This is a genomic window from Kitasatospora sp. NPDC059973 (genome assembly GCF_042737525.1).
Lineage (GTDB): Bacteria > Actinomycetota > Actinomycetes > Streptomycetales > Streptomycetaceae > Kitasatospora.
Genome location: NZ_JBHWUI010000017.1, coordinates 48301 through 62790 on the forward strand (window position 1 = coordinate 48301; position 14490 = coordinate 62790).

The 14490-nt window shown below is 74.0% G+C and carries 10 protein-coding genes; 6 read left to right on the forward strand and 4 right to left on the reverse strand.

Going from position 1 to position 14490, the window contains the following annotated elements; translation table 11 throughout:
- Positions 1-116 precede the first annotated feature (116 nt).
- On the reverse strand, positions 117-545 hold the full coding sequence (locus ACFWA9_RS07630) for a peptidase inhibitor family I36 protein (protein WP_359836164.1): 429 nt from the start codon (positions 543-545) through the stop codon (positions 117-119).
- A gap of 557 nt (positions 546-1102) precedes the next feature.
- Between ACFWA9_RS07630 and ACFWA9_RS07635 the strand changes: the two genes are divergently transcribed.
- Complete coding sequence (locus ACFWA9_RS07635) at positions 1103-2332, forward strand: serine hydrolase domain-containing protein (protein ID WP_380384236.1); 1230 nt, start codon at positions 1103-1105, stop codon at positions 2330-2332.
- Between the two features lie 502 nt (positions 2333-2834).
- On the opposite strand, the gene ACFWA9_RS07640 is transcribed toward ACFWA9_RS07635, so the two are convergent.
- A complete protein-coding gene (locus ACFWA9_RS07640; RefSeq protein WP_380384288.1) occupies positions 2835-3449 on the reverse strand; it encodes a TetR family transcriptional regulator in 615 nt (204 codons plus the stop codon).
- Between the two features lie 161 nt (positions 3450-3610).
- On the opposite strand from ACFWA9_RS07640, the gene ACFWA9_RS07645 reads away from it, so the two are divergent.
- The 3 genes from ACFWA9_RS07645 to ACFWA9_RS07655 all read left to right on the forward strand — a co-directional run bounded on the left by ACFWA9_RS07645 (position 3611) and on the right by ACFWA9_RS07655 (position 8032).
- Positions 3611-4546 (forward strand): oxidoreductase, encoded by a 936-nt coding sequence (locus ACFWA9_RS07645; RefSeq protein WP_380384239.1) that lies wholly within the window; start codon positions 3611-3613, stop codon positions 4544-4546.
- A 174-nt stretch (positions 4547-4720) separates the two neighbouring features.
- Entirely contained in the window at positions 4721-5641 is a 921-nt protein-coding gene (locus ACFWA9_RS07650; protein ID WP_380384242.1) for an HD domain-containing protein, read from the forward strand.
- Positions 5642-5842: 201 nt separating this feature from the next.
- Complete coding sequence (locus ACFWA9_RS07655; RefSeq protein ID WP_380384245.1) at positions 5843-8032, forward strand: alpha-N-acetylglucosaminidase; 2190 nt, start codon at positions 5843-5845, stop codon at positions 8030-8032.
- A 134-nt stretch (positions 8033-8166) separates the two neighbouring features.
- Here ACFWA9_RS07655 and ACFWA9_RS07660 read toward each other — a convergent pair whose 3' ends face one another.
- On the reverse strand, positions 8167-8397 hold the full coding sequence (locus tag ACFWA9_RS07660; protein WP_329485413.1) for a hypothetical protein: 231 nt from the start codon (positions 8395-8397) through the stop codon (positions 8167-8169).
- A gap of 759 nt (positions 8398-9156) precedes the next feature.
- Here ACFWA9_RS07660 and rph point away from each other — a divergent pair.
- Positions 9157-11754 carry a rifamycin-inactivating phosphotransferase gene (rph, locus tag ACFWA9_RS07665; RefSeq protein WP_380384248.1) on the forward strand — a complete coding sequence of 866 codons (2598 nt, stop codon included), beginning with the start codon at positions 9157-9159 and terminating at the stop codon, positions 11752-11754.
- Positions 11755-11811: 57 nt separating this feature from the next.
- Here rph and ACFWA9_RS07670 read toward each other — a convergent pair whose 3' ends face one another.
- Positions 11812-13035, reverse strand: coding sequence for a saccharopine dehydrogenase family protein (locus ACFWA9_RS07670; RefSeq protein WP_380384251.1), 1224 nt, complete (start codon positions 13033-13035; stop codon positions 11812-11814).
- 165 nt (positions 13036-13200) lie between these two features.
- Between ACFWA9_RS07670 and ACFWA9_RS07675 the strand changes: the two genes are divergently transcribed.
- Positions 13201-14460 (forward strand): pyroglutamyl peptidase, encoded by a 1260-nt coding sequence (locus tag ACFWA9_RS07675; protein WP_380384254.1) that lies wholly within the window; start codon positions 13201-13203, stop codon positions 14458-14460.
- Positions 14461-14490: the final 30 nt, after the last annotated feature.

Sequence of the window (14490 nt, forward strand, 5' to 3'; positions counted from 1 at the left end):
CGGTCCCCCCGCGATCGCATCGCGCGGGGACCGGCCACCGTGCCGCGGTCAGGACACCGAGGACACCGAGGACCCGGACGGCCCGGACGGCCCGGACAGCCGGTACGCGGCGACCCCTAGTAGAGCGTGACGGAGCTCGCCTTGTCGTTGACCCCCCACGGGACGTTCACCGGTGCGCCGTAGGGCCCGGAGCCGATCAGGTACCCGGTGTAGCCGGAGCCGTCGAACAGGCTCAGGGTGCCGCCGCTCCTGTTCCAGAAGGCGCTCGTCCTGTCGTTCATCCCGAAGTTGGCGAGCTTGAAGGACCCGGCGCTGGGCACCACCCAGAGCTGGCCGCCGCCGTTGGTGTCCGAGAACAGGCACGCCTGGCCGTGCAGACAGTTGTCCCACACCGTCGCCAGGGAGTCGGCGCCGACGGCGATCGGCTGGATCACGGCGGGAGCGGCGCCGGTCTCGCCGGCGGGGGCCTGGGCCGCGGCGGTGCCGGCCGCGGAGGCGATCATCAGGACGGCACCGGCCGTGGCCAGGGCGAAGTGCTTCACCATGTGTGCTTCCTCTTCCTCGTGAATCGTGCGGTTTGCCGTGCTCTCCGTGCGCGGTACTCGGACGACCGGCGGTGCTGGGGACACCCGGCGGTGCTCGGACGCCCGGCGGTACTGGGAACCGCCGGCGCCCCCTGCCGAACGGGCTCACGCCCCGGGGACCTCGTGCTGCCGGTGCCGGCCGTCCCGCGCTGCGTGGACCGGAGCAGTTCCCGGGTGCGGCGCCGTTCGCGACCGATCGCCGGAGCCGGCGGATGCCGCGACGTGTGCCGGCCGTGCTCCTCGGCAGGAACGGCTGCGCCACGGGACCCACCACCCCGTCCGAAGAACCGGTGGTGCCCCCACCCTGCGACCCGATGTGATTGTCCATCTACAGGAACGCGGCAACCGGCAGCTGGGCGGCGGACAACCCGGATTGGCCGCGGACAGGGCAGCGGTACCGGTGGGCGGTGCCGCACGTACGCGGGGAGGACGCCGGCGGCGGGCCCGACGGGTGACGCCCGCGCGGGTCGGGGGCCGATAGGGCGGGGCACCGGGGCTCCCGTGCCGATACTGCGGGGATGAGACCCTCCCGCCGGACCTCCCTGCTGTGCCTCGCCGCAGCCACCGCGCTCGTCGCCCTCAGCGCCCCGGTCACGACCGCCAGTGGTGCGGCCGGAACCGCCGGCCACCACCGACCGTGCGTCAGCTCCGCCGCCCCCACCGAGGGCGCCGCGCTCGACGTGCTGCGGATCGCCGAGCAGGCCAAGACGGAGATGGACCTCAAGTCCGTGATCCTGCGGGTCACCGTCGACGGCCGCGAACTCCTCACCTCCGCCCTCGGCGAGTCGATGACCGGGGTCCCCGCCGAGCCCGCGATGCACTTCCGCAACGGCAACATCGCGATCAGCTACCTGGGCACCGCACTCCTGCGGCTGGTCGACGACGGCAAGGTCCGCCTCGACGACCCGATCGGCCGCTGGCTGCCCGACCTCCCGCACGACTACGGCGACCGGATGACCCTGCGGATGCTCGGCGCCTCCACCACCGGCCTCGTCGACTACGTCACCAGCCCCGGCTTCGGCGAGACGGTCTACGCGGACCCGTTCCGCCAGTGGACCCCCGAGGAACTGGTGGGCATCTCCACCGGCCAGGACCTCTGGTACGAGCCGGGGACCAACTGGAGCTACTCGCACGCCAACTTCGTCCTACTCGGCGCCGCGCTGGAGAAGATCACCGGCACCCGGCTGGACGTCCTGCTGCAGCAGCTGGTCACCGGCCCGCTCGGACTGCACGAGACCAGCAACAGCTTCACGCCCGACATCCCGACACCCGTCCTGCACGCCTTCACCTCCGATCGCGGCACCTACGAGGAGTCCACCTTCTGGAACCCCTCGTGGACCACCGCGCCCGGCGCGGTGGAGACCACCGACATCTGCGACCTGGCCCGCTCGGCCGTCGGCCTCGGCTCGGGCGAACTGCTCTCCCCGTCCTCCTACCGGGAGTTCCTCAACCCGGGGACGGTGGGCCTGGGCACGCCGACCGAGAAGTGCCCCGCCACGGTCTGCATCCCGCAGACCCCGGCCACCCACTACGGGATGGGCGTGCTCGTGCTGAACGAATGGATCTCCCAGCACCCGCTGTTCTTCGGCTACTCGGCCTCGCAGAACTACCTCCCGTGCGAGCACCTGGCCATCGCCGTCTCCACCACCGACGGCCCCACCGCCCCTGGCGGCCACAGCGCCCACACCATCGCCCAGCGCGTCGCCGCCGCACTCGCCCCCGACCACCCCATCCCCGACTTCGGCTGAGGACGTGTCGGGCCCGATCGACCGGCGCGCGCCGGCCCGGGTGGGCGACCGTCCGCGGTCCGGGGTTCGACGGGTGACCGGATGACCGCGGGTAGGGCGAAGGGCCTGTCCCTCCGGAGAGAGGGGCAGGCCCTTCGCCCTACCAGGTGGAACGCCCACGGCAGCGTGCGGGTACGTCAGTTGTCCTGCGTCGCGTCGGAGCCGACCTGCGTGCCGGCGCTCTCGGCGGCATCCGCCTTCGGCTGCGTCTCCTGGGCCGGGCCGTCGTTCGCCGTGGCGGCGGCCCTGCCGGGCGGGCCGGCGTGGTCGGGGCCGTGGGCGGCACCTGCGGGGCCGGGTAGCGCGGGCGGTCGCGCACGCCCTGTGCGCCGTCGAGGGTGGGCGTCCCGGAGAAGTCGAACAGGACACCCTTGATCATGCCCGCGGTCCCCGCCGCACCTGCGGGCCGGACGCAAGCCCGTGGGCACGCCCGGGCACCGCGACCGTCGCGGTCCGGACGTCGTCACGCCCGCGAAGCCCCGACCGCGTCGAGGGCCGGGGCCAGGACGGCGAAGGCGTGGTCGATCAGCGCGGCCGGGTCCTCGGTGCCGTCGCTGTCGCTCCATCGGCGGAGCACCGTGTCGAAGGCGGACAGTGCCATCCCCGCCGCGAGGGGCGGGTACATCGCGGTGGCGGGATCGAGCCCGAGTCGGGCGGCCAGCTCGGCCGCCAGCTCGTCGCGCCACTGCGCCTGCCGTTCCAGGAAGCGGCCGAGCAGCGCGGGCGTCCGCACGATCAGCTGCACCACGCGCAGGGCGCGGTCACCGTGGCCGGCGTGGTCCGGGCCGTCGGCGCAGGCGGCGAGCGTGGTCCAGACCGCGTGACGGAGCGCCACGGAGGGCGGTTCCGCGGCGGGGCGGGCGGCGAGTTCGGCGCACATCCCGGGGCCGAGATCGGCCAACACCTGGACGACCACGTCCTCCTTCGAGGCGAAGTACCGGAAGAACGTCCGCTTGGACACTCCGGCGGTGACCGCGATCTCGTCGATCGTGACGGCCTCGAAGCCGTTCTCCGCCAGCAGGAGCAGAGCCGCCTCGGCCAACTCGGCGGCGACGAGCCGGCGTTTGCGCTCGGCCATGGTCAGACCGGGGCGGGCGGCGGGCCGGGTGGGTTCGGGACGGTCCGGGGCGGGGCGGTCCGGGGCAGGGCGGGAGGTCACCGGCTCATGGTAGCGCGATGCCCTGGGCGGCACTCGGGCGCATCTTGACACCGAGTGACAGCAACGTCAGCATGTGCCGCATGACTGAACATCAGAAGTGGACCGCCGAGCAGATCCCGGACCAGACCGGGAGGCTCTTCGTCGTCACCGGCGCCACCAGCGGCCTCGGCCTGGCCACCGCCCGCGCGCTGTCCCACCGCGGTGGCCACGTCGTGCTGGCGGTGCGCGACGAGGAGAAGGGCCGGCGGGTGGTCGCGGAGCTGCGCGCCGACCAGCCAGGCGCACGACTGGAGGTGCGCCGGCTGGACCTCGCCGACCTCGCCTCGGTCCGCGCCTTCGCCGCCGGCCTGCGCGCCGACAACGGCCGGCTGGACGTCCTCGTCAACAACGCCGGCGTCATGGCGCCGCCACGCACCTTGAGCGCCCAGGGCCACGAGCTGCAGTTCGCCGCCCATCACCTCGGCCACTTCGCCCTCACCGGGCTGCTCCTCGACCTGCTCGCCGAGGGCCGCGACCCCCGGGTGGTCACCGTCACCTCCCTCAACCACCGGCGCGGGCGGATCCGCTTCGACGACCTCGCCGGTGAGCGGCACTACGCGCCGATGGCCTTCTACAACCAGTCCAAGCTCGCCAACGCGGTCTTCGGCCGGCAACTGCACCTGCGGCTGACCGCCGCCGGGAGCCCGGTGCGCAGCCTGCTCGCCCACCCCGGTTTCAGCGCCACCGACATCGTCACCGGCACACCGACCGCCCTGTACCGCTTCCTCTTCGGCCGGCTGGCCCGGCCACTCGGCCAGCACCCCGACCGCGGCGCACTCCCCCAACTCTACGCGGCGACCCGGCCGGGACTGGCGAGCGGTGAGTTCATCGGCCCGAGCGGCCTTGGCGAACTGCGCGGCGCCCCGGTTCGGGTCGCACTCGCACCCGCCGCGGCCGACGCCGAGACCGGGCGCCGGCTCTGGGAGCTGTCCGAGCGGCTGACCGAGGTCCGGTACGGCCTCCCGGACGCCGGTTGAAGGGCCGTCAGCACTCCTGACAGGGCAGCCGGTCGACGAAGGGACTCCATGGTGGACCTCCGGACACCTCGACCGAGGACTGGGGGCCGGGGAGGCCGGGGAGGCCGGGGAGGCCGGGAGGAGCGTTACGGCAAACCCCCTGAATCGTCCGATACCACCGGCTACCCTGTCGCGGTGACGACCTCCCGAGTACTGTCGATCGCCCTCCAGGACACCGACCGGCCCCGGCTGCGGCCGCTGCCGGTCGAAGCAGCCGAACTGCTGCACGATGTCGACGCTCCGCCACGTCTGGTCGCCCATCTCCGCGTGGTCCACGACGTCGCGGGGCAACTCCTCGAATGGCTCGCCACCCGCGGCCTCGATCTGGGGATCGACCCGGATGCCGTCCTGTTCGGCGCCGCCACGCACGACATCGGCAAGACGCTGCACCCCGCCGAGCTGTCCGGTCCGGGCGCACGGCACGAGGAGGCCGGCCGGGACCTCCTCCTCGCCCGGGGCGTCGGTGCCGACCGGGCACGCTTCGCCGCGACGCACGCCGCCTGGACGACCGAGGCGGCCGGGACGGAGGACCTCCTGGTCAGCCTGGCCGACACGAGCTGGAAGAACAAGCGCGTCCCCGGGCTCGAAGACCTCGTCGTCGCCAGGCTCGCCACGGCGAGCGGAAGGTCGGCCTGGGAGGAGTTCATCGACCTGGACACCGTGCTCACCCGCATCGGCGACCGGGCCGACGAACGGCTCGCCTTCCAGCTCGCCCACCCCACGGCGGGGGGCAGCCCACGGCTGCCGGACCTCACCCACGCGCTCGCCGACTGGTTCGCCGCGAACGAGTCGGCTGTCCGCGCACGCGGGATCGCCACCGAACTGGGACACTCCCCGGACGACGGCCGGCTCAAGAACAGCGCCTGGCTGACCCTCGAAGCCGGCCGCCGGGCCATCATGATCACCGTCTGGAGCAGCGGCGAGACCGAACTCGACGACGTGGACCTCGATACCGGCGACAACCACCCCGAGCACCGGGACCTGACGACCGCTCAGGAGCTGCACGACGTCCTCGCGTCCGCCCTCGACCGGGCCGACCCCGGCACCGACGCCTGACCGCGCGGGCGGGGGCGGGGCCGCCTACCCGTGACGCCCGCGCCGGGGCAGCTCGGCTTCCGCCCCGGGTGCGTCGAACGGGTGAACGCCGCGCCCCCCGCCGCCGAACCGGCCGGTAGAACGTCCGGCAGCGGCCTCTCGGCCCCCATATTCGAGGAAGGACTGGACCCGCCCCGCACTCGATGGGAGACCCCGGTGACCATGGCTTCCACCGCAGGGCGGTCGGGGCTGGCGCTCGCGCTGGCCGTGTCCGGGGCGCTCGCCGGGGCTCCCGCCGGCGCGGCCGCCGGGCCGGCGTTCGATCCCGGTCCGGCGGCCGCCGCTCTGGCGCGTCTGCTGCCGGCGCAGCACGACCAGTTCACGCTGGTCCCGGTCGCCAAGGGGGCGGGCGGGGACTCGTTCTCGGTGTCCGGCACGGCAGGGGCCGTCACGGTGTCCGGGACGTCGCCGGCGAGTCTGCTGACCGGAGCCGGCTGGTACCTGGAGAACGTCGCCCACGTGGACATCGGCCTGCCGGGAGACTCGCTGGGCGCGCTGCCCGCCGTCCTGCCCGGCGTCGGCTCCCCGGTCGGCCGCACCGCCGTCGTCCCGCACCGCTACGCGCTCAACGACACCGACGCCGGCTACTCGGGCGCCTACCGGGACTTCGCCACGTACCAGCACGAGGCGGACGTCCTGGCGCTCCACGGCTTCAACGAGGTGTTCGTCCAGACCGGCGCCGAACTCCCCTACTACCAGGCGCTCCAGGGCTTCGGCTACAGCGGCGCCGAGCTGCGGTCGTGGATCCCGGCCCCCGCGCACCAGAGCTGGTGGCTGCTGCAGAACCTGAGCGGGGTCGGCGGGCCGGAGTCCGAGCGGTTGCTCACCGCCCGGGCGGCCCTGGGCCGACGGATCGCGGACCACCTCCGCGGTCTGGGGATGACACCGGTGCTGCCCGGCTTCTTCGGCACCGTTCCCCCCGGCTTCGCTGCGAGGAACGCCGACGCCAGGGTGGTACCACAGGGCACCTGGGTGGGGCTCGACCGTCCCGACTGGCTCGACCCGACGAGCGCGGCCTTCCCGAGGCTCGCGGCCGCCTACTACCGCGCTCAGCGCGAGGCGTTCGGCGACAGCGCGATGTACAAGATGGACCTGCTGCACGAGGGCGGCACCGCGGGGCCGGTGGACGTGAGCGCCGCGGCCGGGGCCGTGCAGCGGGCCCTGCTGGCGGCGCACCCGCTGGCCACCTGGGCGATCCTGGGCTGGGAGAGCAACCCGTCGGGCGCCGTGCTGTCGGGGGTGGACCGCGGCCGGATGCTGATCCTGGACGGCCTGGCCGACCGCTACGACGGACTCGACCGCGAGCCGCAGTGGCAGGGCGCCCCGTACGCCTTCGGGACGATCCCGAACTTCGGCGGCCACACCTCGCCGGGTGCGAACTCGGCCGTGTGGGTGCGGCGGTTCCAGCAGTGGCGGACCAAGCCGGGCAGCGCACTGCAGGGCATCGCGTACCTGCCGGAGGCGGTGGGGACGGATCCTGCGGCGTTCGAGCTGTTCGGCCGGCTCGCCTGGGAGCCCGCCGGGATCGATCAGGCCGCGTGGTTCGCCGCCTACGCGGCGCGCCGCTACGGCGCGGCCGACCCGCATGCGGCGGCGGCGTGGGAGGCCCTTCGGCAGGGCCCGTACAGCATGCCGTCCGGCCGGTGGAGCGAGGCGCAGGACAGCCTGTTCGCGGCGCGCCCGAGCCTGACCGTGGCGACCGCCGCGACGTGGAGCCCCCCGGCGATGCGCTACGACCCGGCACGGGTGCGGGCCGCGCTCGACGAACTGCTGCTGGTGTCACCGGTGTTGCGGTCCTGCGACGCGTACCGGTTCGACCTGGTGAACGTCGCCCGGCAGGCGCTGGACAACCGGGCGCGAGCGCTGCTGCCGCAGATCGCGAGCGCCTACCACGCGCGGGACCGGACGCTGTTCCGGTCGCTGGTGCGCGAGTGGGAGGCCGACCTCGCGCTGGTCGACCGCCTGTCCGGGACCGACGCGCGGTCCATGGTCGGGCCGTGGATCGCCGCCGCCCGCTCGTGGGGCGCCGACGCGGCGGAGCGCGACCGGCTGGAGTACGACGCACGGTCGGTCCTGGCGAACTGGAGCGGCCGCGTCCCGAGCGACGTCCACGGGCTGCACGACTACGCGAACCGGGAGTGGGCGGGCCTGGTCGCCGGCCTCTACGCCCGGCGGTGGAGCTCCTACTTCTCGTCGCTGGACGAGGCTCTGACGAGCGGCGCGCCGCCGGCGTCGATCGACTGGTTCGCCATGGACGACGCATGGTCGCGGCAGACCGCGCCGCTTCCGACCTCCCCCTCGGAGGACCAGGTGGACCTGGCGCGGGAGGTCGCGAGGGCCCTGCCGGGCTGAACGGGGCGGTGAGCGCCACCCGTTCCACGCGGCTCCGACAACGGCCGGACCCTACCGGTGACACGCCCCCTCGGCGGACCGCGGGGCCGGCACCCTTCCGGGTACCGGCCCCGCGGGTCAGTACAGCTGGCGGATCAGTAGAACCAGACGGAGAGGCGGGCCGTGTTCGGGGCCGCGTCACAGAAGTAGGTGACCGCCTGGCCCGACGACACGTAGGCCTTGCCCGCGGTCTCGCACGCGGCAGCGCTCGGGTACATCCCGATGTAGGTGAAGCCGGTCGCCTGGGCGGCCGGGGCCGCCAGGAGCGCGCCGCCGGCCAGGACGCCGGCCAGGGCCACGGAGGAGACCACTCTGCGAATCGCCATGATGGTGTAGTCCAATCTCGTAGAGGAACACCTGGAGGCCGCACCCTCGCTGTCTGAAGGGGAGCCTCCACCAGTCCCGGCACCTGCGGCAATGGGCCTCGGGAAGTTCGGCCGGAAGCCATCGGATCATGGAGCACCGCAAACCGGAACCGGCGCCGCCACCTGTGAAGACTCCTGCACAACACACCCGGGTCCGACGCGGCTCGGCCGAAAACAGCAGCACCGCCGGTGCGGACCCGGCACGTACCCACCTCACGCACCACGCCGGGTGAACCACCCCACCCGCACCACCCGCTCCACGTCCGGATCCGGCGGACGGCGGTGGGCCCGCACGCGCGAGAAGCCCGTCATTCCATCGGACGGGAATGGGCCCGGAAATGGCGAAGGCAAGGAGAAGACTCTCCTTGCCGTTATCAAGATATAGCGCAGCGGGGGGCTTGCCGCAAGGCCCCCGGCACGGTGCAGAATCGTCGGCCGAAGCCACCACCTGCGGAAATCGGGGTGCGCCCGCCGTGTGTCGCTGTCGACGCACGGCGGGCACGGTGGCGTCGAATCAGTGGCAGGACCAGTGGCGGGACCAGCGGTGGAGTCGCGGGTGCCCGATGCGACGCGTGGGGGCGCGCCCCGGCCGACGCGCCGGCGGAACGGCCGGCGGGAATGAGGAACGTGCTCGACAGGAAGTTCGACGAAATCGCGGGCGCCGGTGATCCGACCGGCCGCCGCAGTGCAAGGGAAGACGGCTGCCCCGGAGGTACGGCAATGAACGAGCAGTACGTGCGGGATCTTCATGAGGTGGACGAGAGCCAGAGCGCGATCGTCGGCGGCAAGGGTGCGCACCTGGGCACGCTGTCGCGGATCGACGGCGTCCACGTACCGGACGGCTTCTGCGTGACGACGGACGCCTTCCGGAGGATCATGGCGGAGGCCCCGTCGATCGACGGTCTGCTCGACCGACTCCCGCGCCTGGACCCGGACGATCGCGAGGGGGTCCGCACCCTCAGCGCGCGGATCCGTCGGGCCGTCGAGGAGATCGCCCTCCCCCACGACCTCGCGGCGGAGATCACCGGCGCACTCGGCCGGTTCGGCGAGCGGGCCGCCTACGCCGTCCGCTCCAGCGCGACGGCGGAGGACCTGCCGACGGCCTCATTCGCCGGCCAGCAGGACACCTATCTGAACGTCGTGGGGCCGGCGGCGGTCCTCCGGCACGTCAGCCTGTGCTGGGCCTCGCTGTTCACCGAGCGGGCGGTGGTCTACCGCCGGCGCAACGGCATCGACGACCGTACGGTCCGGATGGCCGTGGTCGTGCAGCGGATGGTCCTCCCGGAGGCGGCCGGCATCCTGTTCACGGCCGACCCCGTCACGGGCGACCGGACGGTCGCCACCGTGGACGCCGGTTTCGGCCTCGGCGAGGCCCTGGTATCCGGGCTGGTGAACCCGGACGTCTTCAAGGTGCGCGGCGACGAGGTCGTCGTCCGGACGATCGCCGCCAAGCAGCGCGCCCTGTACGCCCTGCCGGGCGGCGGTACGCGGGAGGTGGCGGTCGAGCCGCGGCGCCGCGAGCAGCCCGCGCTGACGGATGCGCAGGTCCTCCGGCTCGTGCGGCTCGGGCGGCGGATCGAGGCGCACTTCGGCACCCCGCAGGACATCGAGTGGTGCCTGGTCGACGACGGCTTCCGGATCGTGCAGAGCCGGCCGGTCACGACGCTGTTCCCGGTCCCCGAGCGCGGCGACCGGGAGAACCACGTCTACGTCTCCGTCGGTCACAATCAGATGATGACCGACCCCATGAAGCCGCTGGGGTACTCCATGTGGCAACTGACGGCCATGGTGGCGATGCACGAGGCCGGCGGCAGGCTGTTCGTGGACGTCACCCCGCGCCTCGCCTCACCCACCGGCCGGGTCGCTCTCCTGGACCTCATCGGGAGGGGCGATCCGCTGGTCAGGGACGCGCTGGAGACCGTCCTGGACCGCGGCGACTTCGTCCCGACGGTCCCGGACACGGCGCCCGTCGGCCCGCCGGCCGGTGGCGCGCCCACCCCGATCGCGACCGATCCGGCGATCGTCACCGGGCTGATCGAACGCAGCCGGGCGTCCGTCGCCGCTCTGGAGCGCGACATCCGGACGAAGACCGGACCGGCGCTGTTCGAGTTCCTGCTGGAGGCCTTCGAGGAGCACAAGCGGGTGCTCAGCGACCCGCTGAGCCTCCAGGTGATCATGGCGGGGATGGAGGCCACCTGGTGGCTCAACGACAAGCTGCGGGAGTGGCTGGGCGAGAAGAATTCGGCCGACACCCTGACGCTGTCCGCCCCCGACAACGTCACGTCGGAGATGGGGCTGGCGCTGCTCGACGTCGCGGACGTGATCCGCCCGCACCCGGAGGTGGTGGCGTTCCTGCGGGGCGTCGGGGACGAGGACTTCCTGGACGACCTGGCGAAGCTCGCGGGCGGGACCGAGGCGCGGGACGCCATCGAGGCCTACCTCGACCGGTACGGCATGCGCTGCGTCGGCGAGATCGACATCACCAGGCCGCGGTGGCGCGAACGCCCCGACACGCTGGTGCCCGTGATCCTCGACCACGTCCGGAACTTCGAACCGGGCGCCGCCGCACGGCGCTTCGAGCAGGGGCGGCGGAAGGCCGAGCAGAAGGAACAGGACGTGCTCACCCGCCTGCGGGCCCTGCCGGAAGGGGACCTCAAGGCCGCCGAGACCAAGGCGATGATCGACCGGGTCCGCACCTTCATCGGGTACCGGGAGTACCCCAAGTACGGCATCATCAGCCGCTACGCCGTCTACAGGCAGGCCCTGCTCCGGGAGGCCGAACGCCTGGTGGAGGCCGGTGTGCTGACCGAGCGGGAGGACGCCTTCCACCTCACGTTCCAGGAACTCCACACCGTCGTGCGAACGCACCGGGTGGACGCCGGGCTCCTCCGGCGGCGCAAGGACGCGTTCCGCTCGTACCACGCGCTCACGCCGCCCCGGGTGCTCACCTCGGACGGCGAGGCCCTCACCGGGTCGTACCGGCGCGACGACGTGCCGGCCGGGGCACTGGTCGGCGTACCGGTGTCCGCCGGGACGGTCGAGGGAAGGGCCCGTGTCGTCCTCGACATGGCGAAGGCCGATCTCGAAGCGGGCGACATCCTGGTCACGGCCTTCACGGACCCCAGCTGGTCGCCGGTGTTCGTCGGCATCGCGGGGCTGGTGACGGAGGTGGGCGGCCTGATGACCCACGGCGCGGTGATCGCCCGGGAGTACGGCCTGCCGGCCGTCGTCGGCGTCGAGCGGGCCACCCGGCTGATCCGGGACGGGCAGCGGATCCGCGTGCACGGGACCGACGGGTTCATCGAGATCCTGTCCTGACCGCGCCGGCCCGGCCGGGGAGGGTGCGTCGGGGCCCTGCCGTCGTGGTGCCCGGCGCTAGCCCCGGCTCGGGGCGGTGGCCGGCGGAGCGTCCAGGACGGTGAAGCGCAGACCGGCCGCGGTCAGGCGGTCGATCAGCGCGCTGCCCATCGCGACCGCCGGGGTGACCTGGCCGGCGGTGGGCGGCAGTTCGTCGTAGGCGAGGCTGAGCGCCGACTCGGCGAGCATCTTGGCGGTCTCCGTGTAACCCGGGTCGCCCCCGGACACCTCGGTGAAGACCCGGTGCCCGGGGCCGGTCTCGCCGACGAAGCGGACGGTGAACCAGGAGGCCGCGCGCTGCTCGGCGCTGGGCCCCGCGCCGGGCTTGCGCAGGCCGGTCAGCGCCCGGCGCAGCGGCGGCAGTTGGGCGGCGAGCGCCAGCAGGGCGAGTCCGGCGCCGCCGGCCAGCAGCACCGGGAGCCGCCGGACCGCCGCGTAGTGGCCGTAGCGGAAGACCGGGCCGTAGTCCGGCCGTGCGGCGGCCGAGCGGGCGACCACCAGCGGATCGATGGTGGGCATCGGCACCGCCCAGGCGCGGGCCTCGGCCGACCGCCGGACCGGACCGGCCTTGGCGCTGATCCTGCGGCCGGCCGGCCGGGGGTCGGCGGCGCGGCGTTCCCGGGCGGCCCGGGCGGCCGCGCGGGGGCGGGACATCACGGTCAGCGCGGAGGCGAAGGTGCCGCCGGAGAACGTCCCGCCGGCCCGGACGAAGCCCCGTACCGAGACCGCGGCGCCGTCGGGCAGCGCACCGAGTTCGCGCATCCGCTCCAGGGTGAACAGCACTCCCAGGTCGTGCGGCACCGAGTCGAAGCCGCAGGAGTGCACCAGCCGGGCGCCGGTCTCGACGGCCCGGCGGTGGTGCAGCAGGTACATCCGGTCGACGAACTCGGGTTCGCCGGTGAGGTCGACGTAGTCGGTGCCGGCGTCCGCGCAGGCGGCCACCAGCGGCTCCCCGTGGCTGAGGTAGGGGCCGACGGTGGAGACCACCACCCGGGCCGCGGCCGCCACCTCCCGGAGCGAGCCGGGGTCGGTGGAGTCCGCGATGAGCAGCGGGAGGTCGGCGCAGCCCGGCTCCAGGGTGGCGAGGTGCGCGCGCAGCGCCTCCAGCTTGCCCCGGTTGCGTCCGGCCAGCGCCCAGCGGCAGCCGGCCGGCGCGTTCCGGGCCAGGTACTCGGCCGTCAGCGCGCCGGTGAAGCCGGTGGCGCCGAACAGGACCAGGTCGTACGGGCGTTCGGCATCCATGAGCGTTCCCTACCGGCCGGTAATGACGGAGCGCCTCACGCTAGGGACCGGGGCACGACGGTGTCAACAGTCCACGCCGGGGCCCGGTGCCGCCGGCAGCGGCGGGGCAGGCTGCCCCGAGACGATCTGGCGGAGCGTCAGCAGACCGATGTAATGTCACACTTCATGACATGCACCCGCTATCTCCTGGCCGCGAGCCTCGTCGGCGCGCTCGCCCTCCCCCTGTTCCCCACCAGCGCGGCGGCCCAGGCCCAGCCCGCCTGTCGCACCGCCGCCGCGCCCCCGGTCGACGCCGAACAGGCACGGCTGGCGGATCCGAGGGCGGCCGCCTTCACCGAGCGGGCCGGGCTCGGTGACTTCGTCGGGAGGTTCCCCGCCGCCCTGTGCTCCGCGCGGAACGCCGCCGAGGCCCGGGAGCTCGTGGACGCCTGGGGCCGGGCGCTCTGGCGGGCGGCGGTGGACCGCGCCCAGGACCGGCGGCGCGGCGGCGACCTGCCCGCCCGGGACGACCGCCCGCTCTACTGGACGCGGCTGGCCATGACCGTCCGGCTCGCCCAGTGGCAGCCCGCCTTCCCCGTCGACACCGCCGACCTCCGCTCGCGGTTCGAGGACGCCTCCCGCGGGCTGCTGGACAACGAGTTCAGCGGGACGCCGGGCCTGCGCCGGGTGTTCGTCAGCGGCTTCGACCCCTTCGGCCTCGACGGCGAGCTCCGCCGCGCCAACCCCTCCGGCGCCGCCGCCCTGCGGCTGAACGGTCTGCGGATCACCCTGGCGGACGGCACCCGGGCCGAGATCCGGGCCGTACTGCTCCCCGTCCGCTACGCCGACTTCGACCACGGCATCGTCGAGCGCGCCTTCGGTCCGCGCCTCTCCCCCGGCCCGCGGTCCGCCGACCAGATCACCACCATCAGCCAGGGCTACCCCGGGCTGTTCACCGTGGAGGCCTGGGCCGGCCGCGCCCGCTCCGCCGACCCGTACCCGGACAACACCGGCACGCTCTCCGGCGGCACCCGGGAGCACCCGGTGACCGCCCCCGGCATGGGGCCCGGGGCCGAGTTCATCGCCACCACCCTGCCCGCCGCGGCCATGACCGCCGTGCAGCAGCCGTACCCCGTCCAGCTGAACACCGTGGTCACCGAGATCCCCGCCGGGGGCGACGCGCCGGTCGACCGCGAGGACGGTCCCACCCCGGGCTCCCGGGCCGTCGAGGGCGGGGGCGGCGGGTACCTGTCCAACGAGGTGGCCTACCGCTCCAACCGACTGCGGCTGGAACTCGCCCCGCGGCTGCCCGGCGGCCACCTCCACACCCCCGTGCTCACCGGCCTCCCCGAGCACGCCGACCGGCTCACCGGCCCGGACCTGGAACGGAACGAGGCCGCGATCACCGACGAAGTCCTCGACATCCTCCGCCACACCACGCCGTGACCTCCCCGGACCGCCGGGGTGTCCGGCGCC

What these genes read in the sequence shown, in the direction of transcription:
- ACFWA9_RS07630 (WP_359836164.1), bottom strand. Translation starts at nt 545, where the DNA reads ATGGTGAAGCACTTCGCCCTGGCCACGGCCGGTGCCGTCCTGATGATC.
- ACFWA9_RS07635 (WP_380384236.1), top strand. Translation starts at nt 1,103, where the DNA reads ATGAGACCCTCCCGCCGGACCTCCCTGCTGTGCCTCGCCGCAGCCACC.
- ACFWA9_RS07640 (WP_380384288.1), bottom strand. Translation starts at nt 3,449, where the DNA reads ATGGCCGAGCGCAAACGCCGGCTCGTCGCCGCCGAGTTGGCCGAGGCG.
- ACFWA9_RS07645 (WP_380384239.1), top strand. Translation starts at nt 3,611, where the DNA reads ATGACTGAACATCAGAAGTGGACCGCCGAGCAGATCCCGGACCAGACC.
- ACFWA9_RS07655 (WP_380384245.1), top strand. Translation starts at nt 5,843, where the DNA reads ATGGCTTCCACCGCAGGGCGGTCGGGGCTGGCGCTCGCGCTGGCCGTG.
- ACFWA9_RS07660 (WP_329485413.1), bottom strand. Translation starts at nt 8,397, where the DNA reads ATGGCGATTCGCAGAGTGGTCTCCTCCGTGGCCCTGGCCGGCGTCCTG.
- rph (WP_380384248.1), top strand. Translation starts at nt 9,157, where the DNA reads ATGAACGAGCAGTACGTGCGGGATCTTCATGAGGTGGACGAGAGCCAG.
- ACFWA9_RS07670 (WP_380384251.1), bottom strand. Translation starts at nt 13,035, where the DNA reads ATGGATGCCGAACGCCCGTACGACCTGGTCCTGTTCGGCGCCACCGGC.
- ACFWA9_RS07675 (WP_380384254.1), top strand. Translation starts at nt 13,201, where the DNA reads ATGACATGCACCCGCTATCTCCTGGCCGCGAGCCTCGTCGGCGCGCTC.